At 70.3% G+C, this 25,102-nt stretch carries 25 protein-coding genes and 4 tRNA genes; 21 read left to right on the top strand and 8 right to left on the bottom strand.

All coding sequences use genetic code 11. The features are described 5' to 3' along the window. Positions 1 to 4: 4 nt before the first annotated feature. The 5 genes from ABZ453_RS22685 to ABZ453_RS22665 all read left to right on the top strand — a co-directional run bounded on the left by ABZ453_RS22685 (position 5) and on the right by ABZ453_RS22665 (position 5,282). Positions 5 to 1,579, top strand: a complete 1,575-nt coding sequence (locus tag ABZ453_RS22685; protein ID WP_359016993.1) for an NADH-quinone oxidoreductase subunit M — start codon at positions 5 to 7, stop codon at positions 1,577 to 1,579. Next, the gene (locus tag ABZ453_RS22680) at positions 1,576 to 3,084 is read left to right on the top strand and encodes an NADH-quinone oxidoreductase subunit N (RefSeq protein ID WP_359016991.1); all 1,509 of its coding nucleotides are present in this window, start codon (positions 1,576 to 1,578) and stop codon (positions 3,082 to 3,084) included. The genes ABZ453_RS22685 and ABZ453_RS22680 overlap by 4 nt, the downstream gene beginning before the upstream one ends. Before the next feature lie 193 nt (positions 3,085 to 3,277). Next, positions 3,278 to 4,141 carry a zinc metalloprotease HtpX gene (htpX, locus tag ABZ453_RS22675; protein WP_359016989.1) on the top strand — a complete coding sequence of 288 codons (864 nt, stop codon included), beginning with the start codon at positions 3,278 to 3,280 and terminating at the stop codon, positions 4,139 to 4,141. After that, positions 4,138 to 4,530, top strand: coding sequence for a YccF domain-containing protein (locus tag ABZ453_RS22670; protein ID WP_359016987.1), 393 nt, complete (start codon positions 4,138 to 4,140; stop codon positions 4,528 to 4,530). Before htpX ends, ABZ453_RS22670 begins: the two co-directional genes overlap by 4 nt. 185 nt (positions 4,531 to 4,715) lie before the next feature. Next, positions 4,716 to 5,282, top strand: a complete 567-nt coding sequence (locus ABZ453_RS22665; protein ID WP_359016985.1) for an SMI1/KNR4 family protein — start codon at positions 4,716 to 4,718, stop codon at positions 5,280 to 5,282. Between the two features lie 14 nt (positions 5,283 to 5,296). Here the strand turns inward: ABZ453_RS22665 and ABZ453_RS22660 are convergent, their stop codons facing one another. Next, complete coding sequence (locus ABZ453_RS22660; protein WP_359016983.1) at positions 5,297 to 6,562, bottom strand: APC family permease; 1,266 nt, start codon at positions 6,560 to 6,562, stop codon at positions 5,297 to 5,299. Between the two features lie 216 nt (positions 6,563 to 6,778). On the opposite strand from ABZ453_RS22660, the gene ABZ453_RS22655 reads away from it, so the two are divergent. Further along, positions 6,779 to 7,045, top strand: coding sequence for a GlsB/YeaQ/YmgE family stress response membrane protein (locus ABZ453_RS22655; protein WP_359016981.1), 267 nt, complete (start codon positions 6,779 to 6,781; stop codon positions 7,043 to 7,045). Positions 7,046 to 7,177: 132 nt separating this feature from the next. Here ABZ453_RS22655 and ABZ453_RS22650 read toward each other — a convergent pair whose 3' ends face one another. Continuing rightward, positions 7,178 to 7,666, bottom strand: a complete 489-nt coding sequence (locus ABZ453_RS22650) for a YajQ family cyclic di-GMP-binding protein (protein WP_359016979.1) — start codon at positions 7,664 to 7,666, stop codon at positions 7,178 to 7,180. A 224-nt stretch (positions 7,667 to 7,890) separates the two neighbouring features. Here ABZ453_RS22650 and ABZ453_RS22645 point away from each other — a divergent pair. Further along, a tRNA-Tyr gene (locus ABZ453_RS22645) sits at positions 7,891 to 7,972 on the top strand. Positions 7,973 to 8,155: 183 nt separating this feature from the next. Here the strand turns inward: ABZ453_RS22645 and ABZ453_RS22640 are convergent. Further along, positions 8,156 to 10,549, bottom strand: coding sequence for an MFS transporter (locus ABZ453_RS22640; RefSeq protein WP_359016977.1), 2,394 nt, complete (start codon positions 10,547 to 10,549; stop codon positions 8,156 to 8,158). A gap of 230 nt (positions 10,550 to 10,779) precedes the next feature. Here ABZ453_RS22640 and ABZ453_RS22635 point away from each other — a divergent pair, with 230 nt between their 5' ends. Together ABZ453_RS22635 and ABZ453_RS22630 are read left to right on the top strand one after the other, a co-directional pair. Continuing rightward, entirely contained in the window at positions 10,780 to 11,253 is a 474-nt protein-coding gene (locus ABZ453_RS22635; RefSeq protein WP_359016975.1) for an NUDIX domain-containing protein, read from the top strand. A 36-nt stretch (positions 11,254 to 11,289) separates the two neighbouring features. Continuing rightward, entirely contained in the window at positions 11,290 to 11,502 is a 213-nt protein-coding gene (locus ABZ453_RS22630) for a hypothetical protein (RefSeq protein WP_356949120.1), read from the top strand. An 81-nt stretch (positions 11,503 to 11,583) separates the two neighbouring features. Here ABZ453_RS22630 and ABZ453_RS22625 read toward each other — a convergent pair whose 3' ends face one another. Both ABZ453_RS22625 and ABZ453_RS22620 read right to left on the bottom strand, forming a co-directional pair. Next, on the bottom strand, positions 11,584 to 12,240 hold the full coding sequence (locus ABZ453_RS22625) for an SDR family oxidoreductase (RefSeq protein ID WP_359016973.1): 657 nt from the start codon (positions 12,238 to 12,240) through the stop codon (positions 11,584 to 11,586). 692 nt (positions 12,241 to 12,932) lie between these two features. Next, positions 12,933 to 14,285: an amidohydrolase family protein gene (locus ABZ453_RS22620; protein ID WP_359016971.1), complete on the bottom strand. Its 1,353-nt coding sequence runs from the start codon at positions 14,283 to 14,285 to the stop codon at positions 12,933 to 12,935. A 267-nt stretch (positions 14,286 to 14,552) separates the two neighbouring features. Between ABZ453_RS22620 and ABZ453_RS22615 the strand changes: the two genes are divergently transcribed. From ABZ453_RS22615 to ABZ453_RS22580, 8 genes are all read left to right on the top strand, one after another. After that, a tRNA-Thr gene (locus ABZ453_RS22615) sits at positions 14,553 to 14,625 on the top strand. 46 nt (positions 14,626 to 14,671) lie between these two features. Next, positions 14,672 to 14,744, top strand: a tRNA-Met gene (locus ABZ453_RS22610). 90 nt (positions 14,745 to 14,834) lie between these two features. Then, entirely contained in the window at positions 14,835 to 14,999 is a 165-nt protein-coding gene (gene rpmG / locus ABZ453_RS22605) for a 50S ribosomal protein L33 (RefSeq protein ID WP_003948671.1), read from the top strand. A 192-nt stretch (positions 15,000 to 15,191) separates the two neighbouring features. Then, complete coding sequence (locus tag ABZ453_RS22600; RefSeq protein WP_359016969.1) at positions 15,192 to 15,644, top strand: MaoC family dehydratase N-terminal domain-containing protein; 453 nt, start codon at positions 15,192 to 15,194, stop codon at positions 15,642 to 15,644. Between the two features lie 7 nt (positions 15,645 to 15,651). Further along, positions 15,652 to 16,080 carry a MaoC family dehydratase gene (locus tag ABZ453_RS22595; RefSeq protein ID WP_359016967.1) on the top strand — a complete coding sequence of 143 codons (429 nt, stop codon included), beginning with the start codon at positions 15,652 to 15,654 and terminating at the stop codon, positions 16,078 to 16,080. 203 nt (positions 16,081 to 16,283) lie between these two features. Beyond that, complete coding sequence (locus ABZ453_RS22590) at positions 16,284 to 16,853, top strand: TetR/AcrR family transcriptional regulator (protein ID WP_359016965.1); 570 nt, start codon at positions 16,284 to 16,286, stop codon at positions 16,851 to 16,853. Between the two features lie 102 nt (positions 16,854 to 16,955). Further along, positions 16,956 to 18,401, top strand: coding sequence for a DHA2 family efflux MFS transporter permease subunit (locus ABZ453_RS22585; RefSeq protein WP_359016963.1), 1,446 nt, complete (start codon positions 16,956 to 16,958; stop codon positions 18,399 to 18,401). A gap of 306 nt (positions 18,402 to 18,707) precedes the next feature. Continuing rightward, a complete protein-coding gene (locus tag ABZ453_RS22580) occupies positions 18,708 to 19,763 on the top strand; it encodes a UDP-N-acetylmuramate dehydrogenase (protein WP_359016961.1) in 1,056 nt (351 codons plus the stop codon). 148 nt (positions 19,764 to 19,911) lie between these two features. Here the strand turns inward: ABZ453_RS22580 and ABZ453_RS22575 are convergent, their stop codons facing one another. Then, positions 19,912 to 20,544 carry an NAD(P)H-binding protein gene (locus ABZ453_RS22575; protein WP_359016959.1) on the bottom strand — a complete coding sequence of 211 codons (633 nt, stop codon included), beginning with the start codon at positions 20,542 to 20,544 and terminating at the stop codon, positions 19,912 to 19,914. Between the two features lie 122 nt (positions 20,545 to 20,666). Here ABZ453_RS22575 and ABZ453_RS22570 point away from each other — a divergent pair, with 122 nt between their 5' ends. Together ABZ453_RS22570 and ABZ453_RS22565 are read left to right on the top strand one after the other, a co-directional pair. After that, on the top strand, positions 20,667 to 21,269 hold the full coding sequence (locus tag ABZ453_RS22570; RefSeq protein WP_359016957.1) for a helix-turn-helix domain-containing protein: 603 nt from the start codon (positions 20,667 to 20,669) through the stop codon (positions 21,267 to 21,269). Continuing rightward, complete coding sequence (locus tag ABZ453_RS22565) at positions 21,260 to 21,931, top strand: hypothetical protein (protein WP_359016954.1); 672 nt, start codon at positions 21,260 to 21,262, stop codon at positions 21,929 to 21,931. The genes ABZ453_RS22570 and ABZ453_RS22565 overlap by 10 nt, the downstream gene beginning before the upstream one ends. On the opposite strand, the gene ABZ453_RS22560 is transcribed toward ABZ453_RS22565, so the two are convergent. Continuing rightward, entirely contained in the window at positions 21,912 to 22,952 is a 1,041-nt protein-coding gene (locus tag ABZ453_RS22560) for an adenosine deaminase (protein ID WP_359016952.1), read from the bottom strand. The two genes, ABZ453_RS22565 and ABZ453_RS22560, sit on opposite strands and share 20 nt — an antisense overlap. A 118-nt stretch (positions 22,953 to 23,070) precedes the next feature. Further along, on the bottom strand, positions 23,071 to 24,297 hold the full coding sequence (locus tag ABZ453_RS22555) for a pyridoxal phosphate-dependent aminotransferase (protein ID WP_359016950.1): 1,227 nt from the start codon (positions 24,295 to 24,297) through the stop codon (positions 23,071 to 23,073). Positions 24,298 to 24,579: 282 nt separating this feature from the next. Here ABZ453_RS22555 and ABZ453_RS22550 point away from each other — a divergent pair. Together ABZ453_RS22550 and secE are read left to right on the top strand one after the other, a co-directional pair. Then, positions 24,580 to 24,652, top strand: a tRNA-Trp gene (locus ABZ453_RS22550). Positions 24,653 to 24,757: 105 nt separating this feature from the next. Next, a complete protein-coding gene (secE, locus tag ABZ453_RS22545; RefSeq protein ID WP_133043307.1) occupies positions 24,758 to 25,042 on the top strand; it encodes a preprotein translocase subunit SecE in 285 nt (94 codons plus the stop codon). Positions 25,043 to 25,102: the final 60 nt, after the last annotated feature.

The following is a 25,102-nucleotide window of genomic DNA, read 5'->3' as shown; positions in this document are numbered from 1 at the left end:
AGGCGTGATCGATATCAACGAGTCCGTGATGCAGTTCCTTCTGGCGTTCGTCGTCGTCGCCCCGCTCCTCGGCGCGGTCGCGGCTCTCCTGCCCGCACCGCCCGGACTGAAGGGGAAGTCGCCCGGGCAGGCCGTGCTCCGGCACGGCGTCACCGTGACCGGCGCGGTCCTCATCGCAACGATCGTCCTCGCGGTCGGCTTCGACCGCGACCATCCGTCGAAGATGCAGGCCACGACCGACATCAGCTGGATCCCCGCACTCGATGTGCGGATCCACCTCGGCATCGACGGCATCTCCCTCCCCCTTCTGGTCCTGACCGCGCTGCTGACCTTCCTCTGCGCGCTCTACTCGTACTTCAAGATGCCCGCGGGCCCGACCCCGAAGGCCTTCGTCGCGCTGCTGCTCGTCCTCGAGTCCGGAACGCTCGCGACCTTCGCCGTCCTCGATCTGCTGCTGTTCTTCCTGGCGTTCGAGATGGTGCTCATCCCGATGTACTTCCTCATCGCCCGCTGGGGCGGCGAGGGCAGGACCCGGGCCGCCTGGCGGTTCATCCTCTACACACTGCTCGGTTCGGTCGTCATGCTGCTCGGCCTGCTCCTGATCGGGATCAAGGCCGGCACATTCGACATGGTGGCACTCGCCACTGACAACGGCCGGTCGCTCACCGCATCCGTCCAGGTCATCGCCGTTCTGGCGATCGGGATCGGGCTCGCGGTCAAGACGCCGATGTGGCCGCTGCACAGTTGGCTGCCCGACGCCCACACCGCCGCCCCGACCGTCGGTTCGGTCCTGCTGGCCGGTGTCCTGCTGAAGATGGGTACGTACGGGTTCGTCCGGATCCTCCTCCCGATCGCGCCGGACGGTTTCCGCACCTTCGCCCCCTACCTCGCCGCCTTCGCCGTCGTCGGCATCATCTACGGATCCCTGGCCTGCCTGGCCCTCGCCAAGCAGGGGGCGAAGGGCGACCTCAAACGGCTCATCGCCTACTCCTCCGTCGGCCACATGGGCTTCGTCCTGCTCGGCATCGCGACCATGACCCCGACCGGCGTCAACGGCGCCCTGTTCGCCAACATCGCCCACGGCCTCATCACCGGCCTACTGTTCTTCCTGGTCGGAGCGCTCAAGGACCGAACCGGCACGACCGACCTCGACACCCTCGCCGAGGAGACCGGCGCCGCGCTCTACGGCAAGGCCCCGCACCTCGGCGGCCTCCTCGCGTTCGCCGCGGTCGCCTCGCTCGGACTGCCGGGACTGGCCGGGTTCTGGGGCGAGATGCTGGCCCTGTTCGGCGCCTTCAAACCGTCCGCGGACCTCAGCCGCGCCGCCTTCCTCACCTTCATGGCCATCGCTGCCTTCGGCACCCTCCTCACCGCCGCGTACATGCTCGTCGTCGTCCGCCGCGTCTGCATGGGCGCCGTACCGCAGGAAGCGCCGAAACTCGCCGACGTGCACATGTACGAGTTCGCGGCCTGGACCCCGCTCGTCGCCCTCACCGTCGTCGCCGGGCTGTGGCCCAGGGCCCTTCTCGGCCTGACCGACCCGGCCGTGCAACAGCTCCTCGCAGGAGGCACCCGATGAGCGCCCTGGCCGCGAACCTCGTCCAGTCCGTCGACTGGCTCGCCATCGCGCCCCCCACCATCGCGGCAGCCGTCGGACTCGTCGTCCTCGTCGCCGACCTGTTCGTGCCCGAGGCACGCAAACCGCTCCTCGGCTGGGTCTCCGTAGCAGGTCTCGCCGCGGCCGCAACCATGCTCCTGCCGCTGTTGGACGGCGACCGCGCCACCTTCTGCGTGAACGGCACACACGCGTGCAGCTACACCGCCGACCGCTTCACCCTGGTCATCCAGTTCCTGGTCCTCGGCGGGGCCCTCCTGGCCGCCCTGCTGTCGGTCACCACCCTCAAGGACGCGGACAGACAACTCCCCGAAGGGGAGTACTGGTGCCTCCTGCTGTCCTCCGCCGCCGGCGCCGCCCTCCTGCCCGCCTCCCGCGACCTCGCGACCCTCATCGTCGCCCTGGAGGTCGCATCCCTGCCCGCCTTCGCCCTCGTCGGCATCCGGCACGGCGACAAGAAGTCCTCGGAAGCCGCCCTGAAATTCTTCCTGTCGTCGGTCACCGCGACCGCCGTCAGCCTCATGGGCATCAGCTTCGTGTACGCGACCACCGGCACCCTCTACCTCACCCAGGTCGCCGATCGCATCCAGCACGTCGACGGCCAGTTCCACACCCTCGCCCAGACCGGTGTCGTCCTCACCCTCGTCGGCTTCGCTTTCAAGACCGCCGCCGTACCCTTCCACTTCTGGGTCCCCGACACCTACGTAGGAGCCCCGCTCCCGATCGCCGCCTACCTGTCGGTCGTGGGCAAGGCGGTCGGCTTCACCGGCCTGATCCTCGTCACGGTCGTCGCCTTCCCCTCGTACGCCGACGTCTGGGGTCCTGCACTTGCCGCCCTGGCCGCCCTCACCATGACCGTCGGCAACGTCGGCGCCCTGCGCCAGCAGGCCACGCGCGCGTACAGCGCCGTACGCCTCCTCGCCTGGTCCTCCGTCGGCCAGGCCGGCTACCTCCTCGTACCGATCGCCGCGGCCGCCTACTCGAACGACGCCGAACGCTCCATCGGCTCCACGGTCGCCTACGCCCTCATGTACGCGGCCGTGAACCTCGGCGCCTTCGCCGTGGCCGCAGTCGTGGGCCGCACCAGGACCGCGAACCGCATCACCGACTACCGCGGCCTCTACGCCACGAACCCGCTCGCCGCCCTCCTCCTCGCCTTCTTCCTGCTCTGCCTGGCGGGACTGCCACCGGGCATCATCGGCCTGTTCGCCAAGGTCACCGTCTTCTCCGCCGCCGTGAACGCGGGCCTGGGCTGGCTGGCCGTCGTGATGGCCGCCAACGTCGTGATCGCCCTCTTCTACTACCTGCAGTGGACGGCGCTGCTGTTCCGCGCCCCAGAGGGCGAGTCCGTCAAGCACCGCCTCCCGGCGCCCCTCACCGTCGCGATCACCCTCACCGGGGCCCTCGGTATCGCCCTCTCCGGCGCCCCCCAACTGGTCCTGCGGTTCGCCGACACCGGCCTCTTCTGAACCTCCGCCGGGCCCGTCACCCGCACGGCGGAGGCATGCCGTCGTACGCACAAGGGAACTCGTGACCCTCGCCTGGCGTTGAGCTGGGCGGGAGGGTCCACTGGACGTGTCACCACGGGCCAGTGGCATCGGAGACAGCAAGCACGATCCGCAAGCAAAGGGTTCCCCTGCTGCACGACTTGGAGGGCGTACCGTGCACCGCCGGCACAACGGGCTAAGGACCGCAGTACTCCTCGGAGGACTGTCCGCCCTCATCATCGTCATCGGCAGCTTCTTCGGCCGCATGGGGCTCGTCGTAGCGGTTCTCGTCGCGCTGGGCACGAACGCGTACGCGTACTGGAACAGCGACAAACTGGCGCTACGCGCGATGCGCGCGCGCCCGGTGAGCGAGTTCGAGGCCCCGGCCCTCTACCGCATGGTCCGCGACCTCTCCACCCAGGCCCGCCAGCCCATGCCGCGTCTGTACATCTCCCCGACGGAGGCCCCCAACGCCTTCGCCACGGGCCGCAACCCGCGCAACGCCGCCGTGTGCTGCACGGAAGGCATCATGCGCATCCTGGACGAGCGCGAACTGCGCGGAGTCATCGGCCACGAGCTCAGCCACGTCTACAACCGCGACATCCTCATCTCGTCGGTCGCCGGAGCCCTCGCCTCGGTGATCATGTTCCTGGTCAACTTCGCCTGGCTGATCCCGATCGGCCGTTCGGATGACGACGACGGTCCCGGCATCCTCGGCATGCTGCTCATCATGATCCTGGGCCCTCTCGCGGCCACCCTCATCCAGCTGGCGATCAGCCGCTCGCGTGAGTACGAGGCCGACGCGTCCGGCGCCCAGCTCACCGGCGATCCGCTCGCCCTCGCCAGCGCGCTGCGCAAGCTGGAGACGGGCACCCAGCAGCTGCCGCTGCCTCCCGAGCCGCGCATCGAGACCGCGAGTCATATGATGATCGCGAACCCCTTCCGTCGTGGTCAGGGACTCTCCAAGATGTTCTCGACGCATCCGCCGATGGCGGACCGCATCGCCCGGCTCGAGAAGATGGCAGGTCGCCCCCAGTGAAAACCATCCTGAACGTCATCTGGCTGGTCCTCAGCGGCTTCTGGCTGTTCCTCGGATACGTGGCCGCGGGACTCCTGCTCTGCATCACGATCATCGGCATTCCCTTCGGAATCGCCGCGTTCCGTATCGGCGTCTACGCCCTGTGGCCCTTCGGATACACCACGGTCGAGCGCCGTGACGCCGGTGCGCCCTCATGCGTGGGCAACGTCCTGTGGCTGGTCCTCGCGGGCTGGTGGCTGGCGCTCACGCACATCGTCACCGGCATCGCGCTGTGCATCACGATCATCGGCATCCCGTTCGGCATCGCCAATTTCAAGCTGATCCCGGTCTCCCTGCTGCCGCTCGGCCGCGAGATCGTGCGCACCGACGAGCCCTTCGCGGCCGGCTGACCTCCCCGGTCCTTTCAACAACACGGCACGCCCTGCTCCTACCTACCCGCAGCCCGAACGGAAGACCGGCGGCTTCGGCGGACCTCCGCCCGGGCCGCCGCGTTTTCCACAGCCGACGTTTTCCACAGGCCTGCGGTTGTCCACAGGCCGGCCCGGTTGTCAGTGGCGGCTTGCATCATGAACCCATGACCGAGAACGAGCAGTTGCTGGCACGGGTGGCCGCCAAGGCACGCAACACCCGCCCTTGGGGCTGGCCTTCCCTCCCCGACCCCGTCGACGAGGCGACGCTGACCCGCGCGCAGGCCGCCCTGGGCTTCACCCTGCCGTCGCTGCTCTCCGACCTGTACCTGCGGATAGGGGACGGCGGATTCGGCCCGGAATACGGCCTGTTGCCCCTGCTCGACAGCCCGCCTGCCGGTGAGCCCGCCGCCGTGGTGCAGTACCTCGCCAACCGCGACAGCGGCCGCAAGGACCCCGACTGGCCCTGGCCCGAGGGCGTCCTGCCGATATCCCACTGGGGCTGCGCCATGTACGCCTGTGTGGACTGCCACTCCCCGCAAGCCACGGTTCTGCTGTTCGAACCCAACCCGGGCGACCCCGACCATGCCTGGTTCGTGGACACCCCTGACCTCGCGGACTGGCTACGGGCCTGGGTCGACGGCACAGGCTGGTACGACGTGATGGACGACGAGTTCCAGATGCCTGCCTGGACCGACTTCCGTATACGTACGGCGCAGGTGTCCGCTTCCTGACACCGGCCCGGCACTCAACGACCGCCCGCACCTCGCGCCGCCACCCGCCGCCGCACGCCGTACGCCACCACACCCACCGCCAACACTGCCGCGCCCACCACCGTCGAGATGCCCGGCAGCGAGAACGCCAGTACCACGCAGCCGACGAGTCCCATCGCCGGCAACAGCCGCGCCTTCGGAGCCGGATCGAGGGTCCAGGCGGAGGCGTTGGCCACGGCGTAGTACGCCAGCACACCGAAGGAGGAGAACCCGATCGCGCCCCGGACGTCCACCGTGGCGGCCAGGACGGCGACGACCGCGCCGACAGCCAGTTCGGCCCGGTGCGGCACCTGGAAGCGCGGATGCACGGCCGACAGCGCGCCGGGCAGATGCCGGTCCCGGGCCATGGCCAGCGTCGTTCGTGACACCCCCAGGATCAGGGCGAGCAGCGAACCCAGCGCGGCCACTGCGGCACCCACCCGCACGACCGGCACCATCCCCGGCACCCCGGCAGCCCGCACCGCGTCGGCCAGCGGGGCCCCCGCCCGCCCGAGACCATCGGCACCGAGCACCGAAAGGACGGCCACCGCCACACACACGTACACCGCGAGCGCGATGCCCAGAGCCACCGGGATGGCTCGGGGGATGGTGCGCGCGGGATCCCGTACCTCCTCGCCGAGGGTCGCGATGCGGGCGTACCCCGCGAACGCGAAGAACAGCAGGCCGGCCGCCTGCAGCACCCCACCCACACCGCCCGACGTTCCGACGCTCAGCCGCCCGGCCTCGGACTCCCCCGACCCCAGGCACACGACCACCACGGAAGCGAGGACAGCCAGCACCACCGCCACGATCGCCCGCGTCAGCCAGGCGGACTTCTGGATGCCGCCGTAGTTCACCGCCGTCAGCGCCACCACGGAGGCGACCGCCACGGCATGTGTCTGCTCCGGCCAGACGTACGCGCCCACAGTCAGCGCCATCGCCGCACAGGAGGCCGTTTTCCCGACGACGAACGACCAGCCCGCGAGATAACCCCAGAACGCACCGAGCCGCTCGCGCCCGTACACGTAGGTGCCGCCGGAGGCCGGATACAGCGCGGCCAGCCGCGCCGACGACGTGGCGTTGCAGTACGCGACCACGGCCGCGACCGCCAGGCCGACCAGCAGCCCAGAACCGGCGGCGCGTGCCGCCGGCCCGAGGGCGGCGAAGATGCCCGCCCCGACCATCGAGCCGAGCCCGATGACCACGGCATCCCCGACCCCCAAGGTGCGCCGTAGCTCGGACACGGCGCCTGAATGTGTCATGTCCGGAACCCTACTGATCGCCGCAACCGAGGAGTGCCGCCGTGACGTCCTCTATCCCAACAGAGCACGAACAGGCGCGCGACGAGCCGGTCGTACGGACCGACCGGCCCCCGGCCCGCGCACCACGGACGCACGACGCGCGGCGCACAGCATGTCCGCACCGAAATCACACCGTACGGACAGTGCAAGCACAGTGCGGAAGGGCAGGTTCACGGCATGACGATCATCAGCTGGATCATTCTGGGGCTGTTGGCCGGGGCCATCGCCAAGTTCCTGCTGCCGGGCCGCGACCCGGGCGGCTTCATCGGAACGACGCTCATCGGCATCGCGGGTGCGTTCATCGGCGGCTGGATCTCGGCCCGCTGGCTGGACCATCCGATCTCCAAGAACTTCTACGACGGCGCCACCTGGGCAGCGGCGATCGGCGGCTCACTGGTCCTGCTGATCGTCTACCGCGTCCTGTTCGGCAACTCGCGCGACTGAGCACCACCGAGTACACCCCCGGACCGCAGCCAGCAGGGGAGAAGGGTGGGCACCGACGGGCGCCCACCCTTCTCGTACGCCGGAGGAGTCAGCGACTGCCTGATGTCGCCGATGTCGCCGGTTCCGCCGGTGTCACCGGTAGTTCACGAACTGGAGCGCGAAGTCGAAGTCCTTGCCCTTCAGGAGGGCGATGACGGCCTGCAGATCGTCCCGGCTCTTGGAGCTGACGCGCAGCTCGTCCCCCTGGACCTGGGCCTTCACACCCTTCGGACCCTCATCGCGGATGATCTTCGCCACCTTCTTCGCGTTCTCCTGGGAGATGCCCTCCTCGATCGACGCGAAGAGCTTGTACTCCTTGCCCGAGAGCTGGGGCTCGCCCGCGTCCAGCGCCTTCAGGGAGATCCCGCGCTTGATCAGCTTGGACTGGAAGACGTCGAGGACGGCCTTGACCCGGTCCTCGGAGTTCGCCTCCATGAGGATCTTGTCACCGGACCACGAGATCGAGGCTCCCACGCCCTTGAAGTCGTAGCGCTGCGAGATCTCCTTGGCGGCCTGGTTGAGGGCGTTGTCGACCTCCTGCCGCTCGACCTTCGAGACGATGTCGAAACTGGAGTCGGCCATGTCCTGTGGCTCCTTGTATCGGGGTGCGTGTGGGTGCGGATCGGCGGGCGTGGGGGTGACCGCCGAGCCCGGCGTGTTGCCCGGGCCGCATCCGCTCAAGCCTAGCCACCCACGGTCCTCCGAGCGCAGATCAATCGGGTGGCGAAGCACCCCTCGGCATCGGGTATTGTTTACGTCGTTGCCAGGGAGCACCGCCGAAAAGCGGTTCGAACGGCAGCAACCCCGGCGGTGTGCCCGAGCGGCCAAAGGGAGCAGACTGTAAATCTGCCGGCTCAGCCTTCCCAGGTTCGAATCCTGGCGCCGCCACGCTGAGAAAGAGACCCCCTCCATTCTGCGGAGACGCAGAGCGGAGGGGGTCTTTGCGTGTGGAGCGTGGGTGTGGGCTGCGCGGGTCGGGTCGGCCGCCCCGCTCGGTGGGCGGCCGGACAGTTCCCCGGCCGCCCACCCTCGCCCCCACCCGCCCGGCCGCCCGCTTCCGCCCGCGCCGAACTACTCCGCGCTGTGCGCGAGTTCGATGTCGTGTTCGTCGGCGTCGCTCCCCGAGACCGTCACCGTCGCCGCTCGCGGCGGGTACCCCGTCGCGATGACGGTGTACGCGCCGCTGTCCAGGTCGGAGAAGGCGTAGGCGCCGTCGACGTCGGTGCGGGTCGTGGCGATCACGTTGCCCGCCGCGTCGACGAGGGTCACGCGGGCGTCGCTCAGTGGGGCGCCGCCTCCGCGGACCGTGCCCCGGACGTGGGCACCCGGCCGGAGTTCCACCTCGACCCGCGTGGTGCCCGTGGCGCCGATCTCGACGGGCAGCGCCAGCGGGCGGTGCTTGGGGGATGTGACGGCCAGGGTCACTGTCCCCGGCATCAGGTCGGTGACCGTGAACTCGCCCAGCACGTCCGTTCGTCCGGTCGTCAGCACTTCCCCGCGCACATCCGTCACGATGACCACCGCGTCGGCGACCGGAGCCCCCCTGTCCGCGGACCGCACCAGACCGGCGAGCCCACTGGTGCCGCTCAGCAGGACGTCGTACGACACCGGGACGTCCGCGACGACGAGCGTCGAGGCCTGCGGCTGGAACCCCTCGGCGGAGGCGATCAGCACGTACGAACCGGCGGTGGGCACCTCGACGCCGTACGAACCGTCCTGCCGCGAGACCGCCCTGCTCAGTTGCTCGCCGCCGAGGGAGATCAGTGTGACCGCGGCGGCAGCCACCGGTACGCGCTCGGCGCCGAAGACGTGCCCGGTCACGGGGATGCCGCCGCCGTTCGGGCGGGCGAGCGGGCCGAGGCCGTCCCCGGCGCCCGAGGCGACTCGACCGGGCGTGTCCATGCTGGCGCCGCCCACCGTCGAGACGGATGCTGCGGTACCGACCGCGCCTGCCGGGCTCGGCGCCACCACCGCTGCGGCGCCCGTAGCCGCCGTACTTCCACCGCCCGACGCACCCTCAGTCGACGTCCCGCCGTCAGAAGCCGCAGCCCCATGCCGGGGAATGAACGAAGCCACCGCGAAAGCCAGCAGAGCGGCGCCGCCGCCGACCGCCAGCACTGTCCTGAAGCCGTTCTCGGAGGGGACGGAGAGGGCGCCCAGCCGGATGGTCATCTGGGAGAGGATGACGCCGGCGACGGCGCTGGCTGTCGATGTGCCGATGGACCGCATCAGCGTGTTGAGGCTGTTGGCCGCGCCCGACTGCGACGGCGGCACCGCGCCCATGATGAGCGAGGGCATCGCGCCGTACGTGAAGCCGATACCGGAACCGATGACGCAGGACACCAGTGCGAACTGCCACACCTGCGACATGAGCAGGATCTGCAGGCCGTAGCCGGCCGCGACGATCAGGGATCCGAGCATCAGGCTCGCCTTCGGACCCTTCGCCTTGGAGAGGGCGGCGGAGACCGGGGCCACCGCCATCATCACCAGGCCGGACGGGGCCATGACCAGACCGGCGGTGAGCAGCGACTTGCCCAGGCCGTAGCCGGTCGCCTCAGGCAACTGCAGCAGCTGCGGAAGCACCAGGGACATCGCGAACATGCCGAAGCCGAGCGCGACCGAGGCGAGGTTGGTGACGAGGACCTGGCGGCGCGCGGTGGTACGCAGGTCGACCAGCGGCTGCTCGGCCCGCAACTCGTACCAGCCCCACAGCAGCAGCACGACGACGGACGCGCCGAACAGACCGAGCGTGGTGCCGCTGTCCCAGCCCCAGTCGCCGCCCTTGGAGATGGGGAGCAGCAGGCAGACCAGGCCGGCCGCCATTCCCAGGCCGCCGACGACGTCGAAGCGGCCGCCCGTGCGCACCTTGGATTCCGGCACCGCGAACAGGACCAGGAGCAGCGCCACGACGCCCATCCCGGCCGAGCTCCAGAACAGCACGTGCCAGTCGAAGTTGTCGGCGATCAGCGCGGCCGCGGGCAGTCCGAGCGCGGCTCCCACACCGAGCGAGGCGCTCATCATCGCGGTGGCCGAACCAAGGCGCTCCGCGGGCAGTTCGTCCCGCATGATGCTGATACCGAGCGGGATGACACCGCCGGCCGCGCCCTGCAGCGCCCGTCCGATGATCATCGGGGTCAGCGAGTCGCTGAGTGCGGCCGTCACCGAACCCGCGACCAGCAGTACCAGGCTCGTCAGCAGCATGCGGCGCTTGCCGTACATGTCACCGAGCCGCCCCATCATCGGGACGGCGACGGCCGCGGCGAGCAGCGTGGCCGTGACGGCCCAGGCGGTGTCGGACGCCGGGGCGTTCAGAAGCTTCGGCAGCTTTGGGACGATCGGGATCACCAGAGTCTGCATCAGCGAGACCACGATCCCGCCGAAGGCCAGGACCGCTACGACGGCATTGGCCCGCGGCGCTGCGGACGCCACCCCGTCGTCGGCGGGTCGGGGGAGTGCGTGGGACATGGTCGGGCCTCCGTGGGCGGCGTTGGGGCATCGGGCATGCACGATCCGATCAAGCTAAGTCAGTTGATTGACTTAAGCAAGGAGGGGCTGGGTGGGTACGGCGTCGGATTTGGTGAGGGCCCGGTGGAGGGCCGAGGAGGGAGGGGCGGCGGGGAATCGGAGGGAGAGCTCAGTGGCGCACGGGGGATGACGGCCCGCGCGCGGGGGCGGAATGCGGGTATGCAAGGCCCATGGGCCGCACCGATTACTTCCACGACCCGGACGCCCCTCCGGCCACCTCCGTCGTACCCGCCGTCGTCGCCTTCGTACGCGACCACGCCGGGCGCATCCTCCTGGTCCAGCGCTCCGACAACGGCCGCTGGGCGCTACCCGGAGGCGGCCACGACCTCGGCGAGTCCATCAGCGACACGGTCGTACGCGAAGTGTGGGAGGAGACCGGGATCCAGGTCGAGGTCGTCGACCTGTCCGGCATCTATACCGACCCCGGCCACGTCATGCGGTACGACGACGGGGAGGTCCGCCAGCAGTTCAGCCTCTGCTTCCGGGCGCGCCCCACCGGCGGCGAACTGCGCACCAGCGGCGAGACCACCCAGGTCCGCTGGGTAGACCCGGACGCCCTCTCCGAACTCGACATCCACCCGACCATGCGCCTGCGCATCACCCACGCGGCGGACCGGACGCGTACGTCCCCCTATATCGGCTGACGATCAACTCAGCAGGCCCCGGGGCACACTGACCCCATGTCCACTCGTCGCAGACACTGCCCCGAATGCCGGCGCGAGATCGCGGTCGTCGCCGGCCGGTTCGCCCGGCACGATCCGCCCGGCGCCCGCGAGACCGGCGGACTGGTCTCCTGCCCCGGCTCACGCCGACCGGCCCAACCGGACGCCGCGCAACCGTCATTGGACGGCTACGTCATCCCCGAGATGCCCGGCCAACTGCCTCTGTTCTGACCGCTTCGGATCGCTTACGACCGCCCGCTCGGCCGGGCCTCCCGCGTCCGCCGTCCTCAATTGCAGGCGCGTGTGCCCTCCTCAATTGCCGGCGACCGACTTCACCGCCACCGAGACCGGCGTCGCCCCGCCGACCAGCTCCAGGGTCAGCCCCGCCGTCGCGGGAGTGTCCACCAACTCCGCCAGTACGGCGGCCACATCGTCGCGCGGGACAGCACCACGGCCCGTGTGCGCCTCCAGCCGTACAAGGCCGGTGCCGGCGTCGTTCGTCAGTGAACCGGGGCGCAAAATCGTCCAGTCGAGCGCGTCCAGATTCCGGACGTACGCGTCCGCCTCGCCCTTCGCCCGCAGATAGACGTCGAACACGCCGTCCCCTTGGTGCGCGGGGTCGGCTCCCATCGACGAAACGATCACGTGCCGTCGTACGCCCGCCCGAACCGCCGCGTCCGCGAACAGCACCGCCGCCCCCTTGTCCACGGTGTCCTTACGGGCCACTCCGCTGCCGGGACCCGCGCCCGCCGCGAAGACCGCCGCGTCGGCGCCGCGCAGGCACTCGGCGACCTCCTCGACCGAGGCCGACTCCAGATCCAGCAGCACCGGTTCGGCACCGGCCTCCCGCAGGTCGTCGCCCTGCTCGGCGTGACGGATGATCCCCGCGACCTCGTCTCCGCGCGCGGCGAGCAGCCGCTCCAGCCGCAGGGCGATCTGACCATGACCTCCAGCGATGACAATGCGCATGTCTCCGACCGTACGCCCGGACGGCCGCATCCGCCGCACGACTTGAGCCACGCCCCAGGGCGCACGCCCGCAGCGCACGCGCGGGGCGAAGGGACTGGGCGTACAGGCGGATCATCCAGGCGCATGCTGGGGCGCACGCGCGGAGCGTACGAGCTGGCGTTGTGCACGCCCGGCGCGCGAGCTGATGTGTGTGCGCCGGGTGCACTGGCCCGGGTTGCGCGCGCCCGGCACACGGTTCTGCTGCGTGTGCGCCGGGCGCCGTGGCCTACCCGCGTGTGCGCCGGGAGCGTACATGTATGGCGCGCGCTCAGAGCGCATGCGCTGTGGCTGCGCGCCCCGTCGGCGCCTGCCGGGCGGGGCCCCACCCTCTCGGCGCGGGCGCGGTCCCACGCAAGCTTGCCACGCAAGCCTCGCACGCAAGCCCGGCGCGAACGCTCAAGCCGCGCACCGGTCAAGCCGCGCACCGCTCAAAGCACCGACACCCACCCCGGAGGCGTGCGCCACAGCGCGCGGACCCACTTCACGCGCCCCTGCCTCGCTAGGCACGCCCGGAGCGCGCCCCCACTCCGTGCGCCCCCAATGCACACGCACGCTCCGGCGTACGCCCCTCAGTGCAAATCCAGTGCCACACAACCCGACGCCCCAGGGCAGGCTCCTGCGGGCGCCCCTTTCCAGCGCGCCCGCCCTCCCCCTCACGACAATCCGCGCCCCTGCCGAGGCAACCCCAACTCCACGACGGCAGCCGAGCTGCAGTACTCCCGTACCGCGCTGGTCCGGGCCACCACGCGCCCCCGGTGCACCACGATTCGGCTGTACGCGAGGGACAGAGCACCGGGCAGCCGGTCCCCCCTGACGGCCAGCAGTTCGGCCGGGAACCCCGCCTCCACTCGGACCTCGGGCAGGCCCAGGACCGCACGTGACGAGGAGCTGATCGCGTCGTACGCGTCCTCGGGACGCAGGCCGTAGCGGGAGGACAGCAGGTACGCGGCCTCCAGGGGATCACCGCGGCCGACCGGATTCGACACGTCCCGCAACGCGCCGCTGCCCGCCGCGACGCGCACTCCGGCAGCGCGCAGCAGCCGTACCGGAGCCGTACCGCGGTGGTCGGTGGCGCCGCAACCGCCCTGGGGGAGGCACACCACCGCCACCCCGGCGGCGGCGAGCTGGTCGGCGGTGCGGGTGGCCGTCTCGGTGGGGAGACGGGCCAGGGCGCCGCACGGACCGAGGGTCACGCCCGGCCGCAGGCCCCCCGCCATCGCGGCGATACGGGCTAGGCGGGCCGGGTCTTCGGCGTCGGTGTGCAGGTCCACGGGACAGCCGTGCTCGGAGGCGACCTCCAGGACCGCCTCCACATACCCGGTCGGATCGGGGTCCAGGTCCGGGCAGCCGCCCACGACGGACGCACCCATCTTCAGCGCGTCCCGCAGCACGGCCAGCCCGTCCGCCCCGGCGACCCCGGTCAGCAGCCGCGGCATCGCCACGGCGGTCAGCTCCGTAAGCCCCCGCAGTGAACGCCGGGCCTGCAGTACGGCGCCCAACGCGCCGAGACCCTGGACGTCGCCCACGCGCACATGTGCCCGCGCCGCGGTCGCTCCGTGCCCGAGCTGCAGCAACGCGGCCTCGATGGCTCGTCGTTGGACATCCTGCGGGTCGGGGGAGGCGGGGCCGTCATCGTCGGCCGAGAGGGCGGTGTCGCCATGGATGTGCGGTTCTGCAGGGGCCGGCAGGAGCAGATAGCCGTTGAGATCCACACGCGCACCACACGCGCGCGTGCCGACCGCCGCCAGGCTCCCCGCCGTACCGACCGCCTCGATCCGCCCGCCGCCGAGCCGTACGTCCACGGTGCGCCCATCGGTCAGCCGGGCCCCGCACAGCAGGAGCGCCCCCGAATCACTCCGACCCAAAGATCCCGAGGAACCCGTCGAACCTGAGGAACCCACGGGGCCTGGTGCGCCGGACGAAGACGACGAAGACGAAGACGAAGGCGACGAAGACGACGACGAAGGCGACGACGAGTGCGGCGGCTGCGGCTGGCTGTCGGGCATCGCGCTCCAGGGGCTCGGGACTGCGCAGGGGGACGCAAGATCACGCAGAGTGAGTCGAGCCTAGGGTGGCGATCCGCCCATCACAGGGAGGAGCGCAATAGTCGTACCGGTGTGGTCCGCCGCACGAAAGGGGCCTGGAGAGCCTGGTGGGAGGGCGGTCGGACGGGCCGCGGCGCACCCCGCCCCCACCGACCGGACAGGCCGGTACGGGGGCCGCGAAACGGATTTGGGTGAACGGCGGCGGACCGTGTAATGTCTTCATCGCTCGCCCCAATAGCTCAGTCGGCAGAGCGTCTCCATGGTAAGGAGAAGGTCTACGGTTCGATTCCGTATTGGGGCTCTGGTGTGTGAGGTTCCCGTCGTGAGGCGGGAACGGATCGCATCGCAGCGGTGTAGCTCAGTCGGTAGAGCAAGCGGCTCATAATCGCTGTGTCACCGGTTCAAGTCCGGTCACCGCTACTGACAGTAGCCGATTGCGGGGTCGGTCCTTCGATCGGCTACTCTTCTATGCGTTAAACCCGTCCTATCCGTTCGTCAAGGAGCACTCACGTGGCTGCCACCGACGTCCGCCCGAAGATCACGCTGGCCTGCGTGGAGTGCAAGGAGCGGAACTACATCACCAAGAAGAACCGGCGCAACAACCCGGACCGTCTTGAGATGAAGAAGCACTGCCCGCGTTGCAACGCGCACACCGCGCACCGCGAGACGCGATAAATCAGGCTCGTTCGCGAGGCCGCCCCCATAGTCGGGGGCGGCCTCGCGTCGTTTGAGCCTCGGTTACCGACCGGTTCCGACTGGTCGCAGGCCACCGGCGACAGACCACCGGCCGCCAACCATCAGCCATCAGCCATCAGCCATCAGCCACCCCGCACACACCAGGCAGACATCAGCAGGAGGTAGCGAGCCATGGCGCTCGACCAGTCCTTCGTGGGGCGGAGCTACCCGCCCACCGACCCCTATGAGGTGGGCCGGGAGAAGATCCGCGAGTTCGCCGAGGCGGTGGGGGACACCAACCCCGCGTACACGGACCCGGAGACGGCCAAGGCGCTCGGTCACCCCGACGTCATCGCCCCGCCGACCTTCGTGTTCTCCATCACCTTCAAGGCGGCCGGACAGGTCGTCCAGGACCCGCAACTCGGCCTGGACTACAGCCGCGTGGTGCACGGCGACCAGAAGTTCTCCTACGTCCGCCCGGTGCGGGCCGGTGACCGGCTCACCGTCACCTCCACCATCGAGGCGATCAAGTCCCTGGCGGGCAACGACATCCTCGACATCCGGGGCGAGGTCCACGACGAGGCGGGCGAGCACGTGGTGACCGCCTGGACGAAGCTGGTCGCGCGTGCGGCAGAGGAGGCGTGAGAGCAGGATGACGGCGAAGATCGCATACGACGACGTCGAGGTCGGCACCGAACTGCCGGCCCAGTCCTTCCCCGTGACCCGCGCCGCGCTCGTCCAGTACGCGGGCGCCTCCGGTGACTTCAACCCCATCCACTGGAACGAGAAGTTCGCCAAGGAGGTGGGCCTGCCGGACGTCATCGCGCACGGCATGTTCACGATGGCCGAGGCGATCCGGGTGGTCACCGACTGGACCGGCGACCCGGGCGCGGTCGTCGAGTACGGCGTCCGCTTCACCAAGCCCGTCGTCGTCCCCAATGATGACCACGGCGCCCTGATCGAGGTCAGCGCCAAGGTGGCCGCCAAGCTCGACGACAACACGGTCCGCGTGGACCTCACCGCGACGAGCGCCGGCCAGAAGGTGCTGGGCATGTCGCGGGCGGTTGTACGCCTGGCATGAGGCACACGCGCGTGGCTCATGCGCGTGTGCCTCATGCGCCCGTGCCGCGCGCCCGCCGCACACGCGCGTGCCGTGAGTAAGGGGCGCCCTTCCATGGAGGACGCCGAGGACGCCCCTTACCCGAAAAAGCCTTCCGAACAAGTCCGCGCATCTCTCGACCCCCACCCTTGACGAAGTTAGTGATTGAGTACTAACTTTCTCTCATGGCCAGGATGAGCGCAGAAGAGCGACGCGAGAGCGTCATTCGCGCGGCGACCGCCGAGTTCGCCCGCGGGGGCTACTACGGCACCTCGACCGAGGCGATCGCCAGGCGGGTGGGTGTCTCGCAGCCGTACCTCTTCCGGCTCTTCCCGGGCAAGAAGGCGATCTTCCTCGCCGCCGCCCAGCGGTGCGTGGAGGACACCATCCGCATGTTCGAGGAGGCGGCCAAGGGGCTGGAGGGCGAGGAAGCCGTCCGGGCCATGGCCAACGCGTACACGAAGGTCATCGCCGAGCGGCCCGAGCGGCTGCTGATGCAGATGCAGATGTACGTCACCGTGGCCGCCGCCGAGCAGGCCGGCGATCACGAGCTCGGCGAGGAAGTGCGGGCGGGCTGGATGCGCCTGTGGGACACGGTTCACGTGCCGCTGGGCGCGGACGTCAGCGAGACGACGACGTTCCTCGCGTACGGCATGCTCATCAACTGCCTGGTGGCCATGGGCTTCCCGCCCGAGCACAGGGTGTGGGAGGGCCTCTATCCGGAGGCGCAGCTCAAGGGTCGCCTGGAGAAGTAGCCCAAGCGGAAGGTACCCAAGCCACCTTCGCTTGCCCGCAAAAATTAGTGATCAATAACTAATCAGTTCAGCGAGACCAACCACAAACCCTCTGGGGGAGCGATGTCAGAGCAGCAGACCGCACCACATCGTCGCGGGGGAACCGTCTGGGCCCTCGTCATCACCAGCGTCGCCGGATTCATGGCGGCCCTCGACAACCTGGTAGTCACCACCGCCCTCCCCTCGATCCGCAAGGACCTCGGCGGAGCCCTGGGCGACCTGGAGTGGACGGTCAGCGCCTACACCCTCACCTTCGCCGTCCTCCTCATGTTCGGCGCGGCCCTGGGTGACCGCTTCGGCAGGCGCCGTATGTTCCTCGTCGGCCTCACCGTCTTCACCGGCGCTTCCGCCGCGGCCGCCATGGCCACCGGCATCGACTCCCTGATCGCGGCCCGCGCCGTCCAGGGCGTCGGTGCGGCGATCATGATGCCGCTCACCCTCACCCTGCTCACCGCCGCCGTCCCGGCCGCCAGGCGCGGCATGGCCTACGGCATCTGGGGTGCCGTCAACGGCCTCGCCGTGGCCTCCGGTCCCCTCATCGGCGGCAGCCTCACCGAGCACGTCTCCTGGCACTGGATCTTCTGGCTCAACGTCCCGCTGGGCATCGCGGTTCTGCCCCTGGCCCGCCTCCGCCTGAACGAGTCGTACGGCACCGGTGCCCCCCTCGACATCCCCGGCACCCTCCTCGCCAGCGGCGGCCTCTTCGGCATCGTCTACGGCCTGGTCCGCGGCCCGGCGGACGGGTGGACCAGCTCCCTCGTCCTCACCGGCCTCTTCGCGGGCACCGCGCTCCTGACCGCCTTCGTCCTCTACAGCCTGCGCGCCAAGAACCCGATGCTCCCGATGCGCCTGTTCCGCTCCCGGGCCTTCTCCGGCATCAACGCAGCGAGCCTCCTGATGTTCCTCGGCATGTTCGGCTCGATCTTCCTGCTCAGCCAGTTCATGCAGGGTGTGCTCGGCTACTCGCCCACCGAGGCGGGACTGCGGATGCTGCCCTGGACCGGCATGCCGATGCTGGCGGCGCCCGTCGCCGGCATCCTCTCGGACCGCATCGGCGGCCGCCCCGTAGTGGCGACGGGCCTCTTCCTCCAGGCCCTCGGCCTCGGCTGGATGGCGACCGTCGTGACGCCGGGCGTCTCCTACGCCACGCAGCTGCCCGCCCTGATCGTCAGCGGCATCGGCATGGGCCTCTTCTTCGCCCCCGCCTCCAACCTGGTCATGTCCAGCGTCCGCCCGAAGGAACAGGGCATAGCCTCCGGCGCGAACAACGCGCTGCGCGAGGTGGGCGGCGCGCTGGGCATCGCCATCATGTCCTCGATCTTCTCGTCGCAGGGCGGCTACGCCACCGCCCAGACCTTCGTCGACGGCCTGCAGCCCGCCCTGGTCACCGGCTCGGCAGTCGTCGCCGCAGCCGCCGTGGCGACCCTGCTGATCCCGAGGAGGACCACGGCACACACCAAGACCCCGACCCCGTCGGCGGAAGCAGCCCCGGAGTTGGAAACCGTTTGACCCGAGAGAAGCAATGGCCCCGTCTGTCCAGGACGGGGCCATTGCCTGCCTGCGAAGCATCGCGCCCGCACCCCCGCAACGGCGAGAAGGGGACGTGGCGGGGGGTGTCCGCCCGCAGCGTCGGGCGTCCGCGGACAGTGCTGCCGTAGCAACAGAACCGCCCGACCGAGGACGGACACCCCCCGCCGCGGCACCGACCTTCCGCGGCGAGCAGTGCGCGACGCAAGCCCCCACCGAACCCGCGCGGGCCGCCGCAGGCATCGCCCGCACCCCCACCCCGCACCCCCACCCCGTACCCTTGGGCCCGTGCAGGAACGACACGACGCCCCCCTCGCCCCGCTCACCACCTTCCGCCTCGGAGGCCCGGCCAAGCGCCTGATCACCGCCACCACCGACGCCGAAGTGATCTCAGCGGTCCGCGAGGCCGACGCCGCCCGCACACCCCTCCTGCTGATCGGCGGCGGCTCCAACCTCGTCATCGCCGACAAGGGCTTCGACGGCACCGCCCTCCGCATCGCCACCACCGGCTACGAACTGCACGGCACGACCCTCGAACTCGCCGCCGGCGAAGTATGGACCGACGCCGTCGCCCGCACCGTCGACGCCGGCCTGGCCGGCGTCGAGTGCCTGGCCGGCATCCCGGGCTCCGCCGGCGCGACCCCCATCCAGAACGTCGGCGCCTACGGCCAGGAGGTCTCCTCCACCATCACGGAGGTCATCGCCTACGACCGCCGCACCGCCGAAACGGTGACCCTCGCCAACGAGGACTGCGCCTTCTCCTACCGCCACAGCCGTTTCAAGGCCGACCCCGAGCGCTACGTCGTCCTGCGCGTCCGCTTCCGGCTCGAAGACGCCGACGGCCTCTCGGCGCCGATCAAGTACGCCGAGACCGCCCGTGCCCTGGGCGTGGAGCCCGGCGACCGTGTCCCCCTGGCGGAGGCCCGCGACACCGTACTGAAGCTGCGCGCAGGCAAGGGCATGGTCCTGGACCCCGAGGACCACGACACCTGGTCGGCCGGCTCCTTCTTCACCAACCCGATCCTCACCGACGACCAGTTCGCCGAGTTCCACGCGCGCGTGCGGGCCCACTTGGGCGAGGGCACCGAACCGCCCGCCTACCCGGCGGGAGATGGCCACACCAAGACCTCCGCGGCCTGGCTGATCGACAAGGCGGGCTTCACCAAGGGCTACGGCACCGGCCCGGCCCGCATCTCCACCAAGCACACCCTCGCCCTCACCAACCGCGGCGGCGCCACCACCGAGGACCTGCTGTCCCTCGCCCGCGAGGTCGTCACCGGCGTTCGCGAGACCTTCGGCATCACGCTGGTCAACGAGCCCGTGACAGTGAACGTCAGCTTGTAGACCGCCCCGCCCGGCCAGGGACTAAGCGGACATGGTGAAGTCCGCAGCGGTTCGATAACACCCCTGAAGGGGCGCGGGGAACTGCGCGACCGGCCACGACGGCGCCGCGGACGACCGACGACACAGCGCGGCACTTCCAGCGGAGCGCTTAGTACGCCACCCCGACTCCCTCCTTCACCGTCCCCGGATCATCGATCATGCCCAGCATCGCGTGAGCGACGTCCGCCCGCGCGATGAACCGCCCCCGGCGCGGGAAGCCGCCGACGACGACCCGGTACGAGCCGGTGAGGGGCTTGTCCTGCAGCCGCGGTGGCCGTACGGACGTCCAGTCCGTGCCGCTGCGAGCCAACTCGTCCTCCATCTCGCGCAGGTCGGCGTAGACGTCCTTGAGCAGCGCCGAGACGATCCCGCGCATGCCGCGGTCGAGGAGGCCGTCGCCCTCCGGCTCGGGCCCCACCGGGGCCGCGCTGACAACGACCACCCGGCGCACGCCCTCGACCTCCATGGCCCGCAGGACCGTACGGGTCAGCCGGGCCGCGACCCCGGCGTCCCTGCGGCTGCGGGCACCCAGACCGGAGAGGACCGCGTCCCGGCCGGCGACCGCGGGGCGCACCGCCTCCGGGTCGGTGAGGTCGGCGCGGAAGACCTCCAGGCCGGTACCGGTCACCTCGAGCCGGGCCGGGTCCCGCACCACGGCCGTGACCCGGTGGCCCGCGGCGAGCGCCTGCCGGACGACCTCCTGCCCGATTCCCCCAGTGGCGCCGAAAACGGTGAGGTTCATTGATCCACTCCTACTTCTCCAGCGGTGGGTGAGTACTCACTCACCCCGTTGTCTCCTAGAGTGAGTAAGTACTCACCCACTCGTCAAGAACCGTTGGGCAAGGCATGCGATCCTTGGGCGCCATGCAGCAGAAACCGGCCCGCGCCCGCATCCTCGACGCCGCTCACGAGCTCATGCTCACCGTCGGGCTGGCCCGCGCCACCACCAAGGAGATCGCCAGGGCGGCCGACTGTTCCGAGGCCGCGCTCTACAAGCACTTCAGCAGCAAGGAGGAACTGTTCATCGAGGTCCTGCGTGAACGGCTCCCCGGACTGGGCCCGCTCCTGCGCACCCTTACCGCCGAGCCCGGCAGGCACACCCTCGAGGAGAACCTCACCGAGATCGCCCGGCAGGCGGCCCTGTTCTACGAGCAGAGCTTCCCGATCGCGGCCTCCCTCTACGCCGAGACCCAGCTCAAGAAGCGTCACGACGACGCGATGCGGCAGATGGGATCCGGCGCGCACAAGCCCATCGAGGGCCTCGACGCCTACCTCCGCACCGAACAGGCGGCCGGCCGCGTCCACCCCGACGCGGACACCTTCGCGGCCGCATCCCTTCTCCTGGGCGCCTGCGCACAGCGCGCCTTCGCCTATGCCGCCACGAGCGACGGGCAGCCGCCCCCCGTGGACGACTTCGCCCGGCGCATGGCCCGCACGGTGCTGAGCGGAATCGCCGCATGCGACTGAGGTTGCGCGAGTTCCGGCCGAGGACCGGCCCGTACGAGCACCGGATCGTCCAGCCCTGGCTGCCTCTGCGGCACACCTTTCTGAGCCCACCGGAGCCGATCGGTCTGCTGCTGGGTGACCACGACGGCCTCCATCGGCTCGCAGGCCTGTTCTCCTTCGCCGCCTGCTCCCGCCACACGATCGTCCACGTGCCCCTGCGCGAGGGGGTCCCGCCCGACGAGGGCTGGGGCCGGCCGGTCGACCTCGTCCTCGCCCACCACACCCTCGGCCTGCGCCCCGGTCGGTGGCCCGAACTGCGCCGGAGGCTGCGCCACGGCACCCCGCTGACCGCCCGCACGGACGAGGCGCGTACGGACCGGGACGCCGCACGGTGGCGCGGACGCCGGGAACGGGCGGACTTCCGCGAGGAGTTGCGGCACGCCACGCACGCCGACACGTTCTTCCTCTTCGGCAGCCGTGACGTCTTCGCCCAGAGCGCCACCTCCTTCGCCCACGCGGCGGGCCGGGGCCCGCTCCACAAGAACGTGGTCGAAGGACGTTCGGCGCTGATGGCGGATCTGCCGGCACTGGTCCAGTCACCCGGCGGCGGCCATCCCCAGGACGTCCTGATCTGCTTCAAGCCCTATCCGCCGTACGCCCACTTCAAGCGCCCGGGCCGCTGAGCCAGTCGTCCACCCCCGTCAGCAACCGCGCCCGCACGGGCTCCGGCGCCGCCGAAGCCCGTACCGACTGCCGGGCCAGTTCCGCCAACTCCTCGTCCGTGAAGCCGTGATGGCGCCGCGCGATCTCGTACTGCGCGGCCAGCCGGGAACCGAACAGCAGCGGGTCGTCCGCGCCCAGCGCCATCGGCACACCGGCCTCGAAGAACGTCCGCAGCGGCACGTCCTCGGGCTTCTCGTACACCCCCAGCGCCACGTTCGAGGCAGGGCACACCTCGCATGTGACCCCCCGCTCGGCGAGCCGCTTCAGCAGCCGCGGATCCTCCGCCGCCCGCACCCCGTGCCCGATCCGGTCGGCGTGCAGGTCGTCGAGACAGTCCCGCACCGACGCGGGCCCGGTCAGCTCGCCCCCGTGCGGAGCCGACAGCAGACCGCCCTCCCGCGCGATGTGGAAGGCACGGTCGAAGTCCCGGGCCATGCCCCGCCGTTCGTCGTTCGACAGCCCGAACCCGACGACGCCCCGATCGGCGTACCGCACCGCGAGCCGGGCCAGCGTGCGCGCGTCCAGCGGATGCTTCATCCGGTTGGCGGCGACGAGCACGCGCATGCCCAGGCCCGTCTCCCGCGAGGTCGTCTCCACCGCGTCCAGGATGATCTCGAGCGCCGGGATCAGCCCGCCCAGCCGCGGCGCGTACGACGTCGGATCGACCTGGATCTCCAGCCACCCGGCCCCGTCCCGGACGTCCTCCTCAGCGGCCTCCCGGACCAGCCGCCGGATGTCCTCGGGCTCTCTGAGACACGACCGCGCGGCGTCGTACAGGCGCTGGAAACGGAACCAGCCCCGCTCGTCCGTGGCCCGCAGCTTCGGCGGCTCCCCGCTGGTCAGTGCCTCGCTCAGCGTCTCGGGCAGTCGCACGCCGTACTTGTCGGCCAGTTCCAGGACGGTCCCCGGCCGCATCGACCCGGTGAAGTGCAGATGCAGATGGGCCTTGGGCAGCTCAGAGAGATCACGTACACGCTCCATCCCAGGATCCTGCCGTACGTCGTCGCCGTACTGGTAGCGGAATCCCCGAACGTGGTCTTGCTCGCACAAAGCAACGGGCCCCCTCAAGCCGAGGGGGCCCGTGCGCAGCGGCGACGCGTCAGTCCTGTGCCTCCGCCAGCAGCTTCTGGATCCGGCTGACGCCCTCGACGAGATCCTCGTCACCCAGGGCGTACGACAGCCGCAGATACCCGGGCGTGCCGAACGCCTCACCCGGGACGACCGCGACCTCGGCCTCCTCCAGGATCAGCGCGGCCAGCTCGACCGTGTCCTGCGGCCGCTTGCCGCGGATCTCCTTGCCGAGCAGCGCCTTCACCGAGGGGTAGGCGTAGAAGGCGCCCTCCGGCTCGGGGCACAGCACGCCGTCGATCTCGTTGAGCATCCGCACGATCGTCTTGCGGCGCCGGTCGAAGGCCTCGCGCATCGTGGCCACGGCCTCCAGGTCGCCGGAGACGGCGGCGAGGGCGGCGACCTGTGCGACGTTCGACACGTTCGACGTGGCGTGCGACTGCAGGTTGGTCGCGGCCTTGACCACGTCCTTCGGGCCGATGACCCAGCCCACGCGCCAGCCGGTCATGGCGTAGGTCTTCGCCACACCGTTGACCACGACGCACTTGTCGCGCAGCTCGGGCAGCAGCGCGGGCAGGGAGACGGCGGTCGCGCCGCCGTAGACCAGGTGCTCGTAGATCTCGTCGGTCAGCACCCACAGACCGTGCTCGACGGCCCAGCGGCCGATCGCCTCGGTCTCGGCCTCGGTGTACACCGCGCCAGTCGGGTTGGAGGGGGAGACGAAGAGGACGACCTTGGTCTTCTCCGTGCGGGCCGCCTCCAGCTGCTCGACGGAGACCCGGTAGCCGGTCGTCTCGTCGGCGACGACCTCCACCGGGACACCGCCGGCCAGCCGGATCGACTCGGGGTACGTCGTCCAGTACGGCGCGGGGACGATGACCTCGTCGCCCGGGTCGAGGATCGCGGCGAAGGCCTCGTAGATGGCCTGCTTGCCGCCGTTGGTGACCAGGATCTGCGAGACGTCGGGCTCCCAGCCGGAGTCGCGCAGCGTCTTCGCGGCGATCGCGGCCTTCAGCTCGGGCAGACCGCCGGCCGGTGTGTACCGGTGGTACTTGGGGTTCTTGCAGGCCTGGACGGCCGCCTCGACGATGTAGTCCGGGGTCGGGAAGTCGGGCTCACCGGCGCCGAAGCCGATCACCGGACGCCCGGCGGCCTTGAGGGCCTTGGCCTTGGCGTCCACGGCGAGGGTGGCGGACTCGGAGATCGCGCCGACTCGGGCGGAGACCCGGCGCTCGGTGGGAGGGGTTGCAGCGCTCATGGGCCCATCGTTCCAGACTCGAAACATGGCGGGCACGCGGGTTTCACAGACTGAACATCCAGGGGTCGGTCACTGAACACCCGTCCGGAATCATGCGGTGGCCTGGGTGATCTTCCGGGGGTTCAGCGGCGATCTTCCGGCGTCAACGCCCCCACGGGCACTTTCTGTTCGACGGGGCGCTCCGGACCACGTACACTCTCACCTCGTTGGCCATCAGCTGCCGCGCCGCAAGCGGTGCACACCGAGCACTCGGTCGGATGCGGTACGTTGGGGGACACACAAAGGGTCGTAGCTCAATTGGTAGAGCACCGGTCTCCAAAACCGGCGGTTGGGGGTTCAAGTCCCTCCGGCCCTGCTACACACACCTTCACCAGGTGTGCGCATGTACGTACAGCAACGCACCGCCGTGCGGCTCAGACCGGGCGCGGCACGGCCACGACCCGGGAACAGGTGAGGACGAATGGCGGACGCCGTGGGCTCCATCGACACGCCTGATGCCCAGGACGAGGCACAGGAGACGAAGAAGGCCCGTAAGGGTGGCAAGCGGGCCAAGAAGGGTCCGCTCAAGAGGCTTGCCCTTTTCTACCGGCAGGTCGTCGCCGAGCTCCGCAAGGTCGTCTGGCCGACGCGTAACCAGCTGACGTCGTACACCACCGTGGTGATCTTCTTCGTCGCCATCATGATCGCCCTGGTGACCGTGATTGACTATGGACTCAGCCACGCCGCCAAGTACGTCTTCGGCTGAGCCGACTGCGAAGGGCGCCGTGGTTACCGGCGCCCCTTTCGCGTGTTCCACCCCTATGTA

Source organism: Streptomyces sp. NPDC005799, assembly GCF_040630525.1.
GTDB lineage: Bacteria > Actinomycetota > Actinomycetes > Streptomycetales > Streptomycetaceae > Streptomyces > Streptomyces griseorubiginosus_B.
The sequence above is the reverse complement of the archived record's forward strand: the minus strand, read 5'-3'. Positions and strand labels throughout refer to the sequence as shown.

Coding starts and splice junctions, on each gene's coding strand:
- ABZ453_RS22655 (WP_359016981.1), top strand. CDS start 6,779: ATGACGATCATCAGCTGGATCATTCTGGGGCTGTTGGCCGGGGCCATC.
- ABZ453_RS22575 (WP_359016959.1), bottom strand. CDS start 20,544: ATGAACCTCACCGTTTTCGGCGCCACTGGGGGAATCGGGCAGGAGGTC.
- ABZ453_RS22560 (WP_359016952.1), bottom strand. CDS start 22,952: ATGGAGCGTGTACGTGATCTCTCTGAGCTGCCCAAGGCCCATCTGCAT.
- ABZ453_RS22585 (WP_359016963.1), top strand. CDS start 16,956: ATGTCAGAGCAGCAGACCGCACCACATCGTCGCGGGGGAACCGTCTGG.
- ABZ453_RS22665 (WP_359016985.1), top strand. CDS start 4,716: ATGACCGAGAACGAGCAGTTGCTGGCACGGGTGGCCGCCAAGGCACGC.
- ABZ453_RS22625 (WP_359016973.1), bottom strand. CDS start 12,240: ATGCGCATTGTCATCGCTGGAGGTCATGGTCAGATCGCCCTGCGGCTG.
- ABZ453_RS22555 (WP_359016950.1), bottom strand. CDS start 24,297: ATGAGCGCTGCAACCCCTCCCACCGAGCGCCGGGTCTCCGCCCGAGTC.
- secE (WP_133043307.1), top strand. CDS start 24,758: ATGGCGGACGCCGTGGGCTCCATCGACACGCCTGATGCCCAGGACGAG.
- ABZ453_RS22635 (WP_359016975.1), top strand. CDS start 10,780: ATGGGCCGCACCGATTACTTCCACGACCCGGACGCCCCTCCGGCCACC.
- ABZ453_RS22640 (WP_359016977.1), bottom strand. CDS start 10,549: ATGTCCCACGCACTCCCCCGACCCGCCGACGACGGGGTGGCGTCCGCA.
- ABZ453_RS22680 (WP_359016991.1), top strand. CDS start 1,576: ATGAGCGCCCTGGCCGCGAACCTCGTCCAGTCCGTCGACTGGCTCGCC.
- ABZ453_RS22620 (WP_359016971.1), bottom strand. CDS start 14,285: ATGCCCGACAGCCAGCCGCAGCCGCCGCACTCGTCGTCGCCTTCGTCG.
- ABZ453_RS22660 (WP_359016983.1), bottom strand. CDS start 6,562: ATGACACATTCAGGCGCCGTGTCCGAGCTACGGCGCACCTTGGGGGTC.
- ABZ453_RS22630 (WP_356949120.1), top strand. CDS start 11,290: ATGTCCACTCGTCGCAGACACTGCCCCGAATGCCGGCGCGAGATCGCG.
- ABZ453_RS22570 (WP_359016957.1), top strand. CDS start 20,667: ATGCAGCAGAAACCGGCCCGCGCCCGCATCCTCGACGCCGCTCACGAG.
- ABZ453_RS22565 (WP_359016954.1), top strand. CDS start 21,260: ATGCGACTGAGGTTGCGCGAGTTCCGGCCGAGGACCGGCCCGTACGAG.
- ABZ453_RS22600 (WP_359016969.1), top strand. CDS start 15,192: ATGGCGCTCGACCAGTCCTTCGTGGGGCGGAGCTACCCGCCCACCGAC.
- ABZ453_RS22650 (WP_359016979.1), bottom strand. CDS start 7,666: ATGGCCGACTCCAGTTTCGACATCGTCTCGAAGGTCGAGCGGCAGGAG.
- ABZ453_RS22595 (WP_359016967.1), top strand. CDS start 15,652: ATGACGGCGAAGATCGCATACGACGACGTCGAGGTCGGCACCGAACTG.
- ABZ453_RS22590 (WP_359016965.1), top strand. CDS start 16,284: ATGGCCAGGATGAGCGCAGAAGAGCGACGCGAGAGCGTCATTCGCGCG.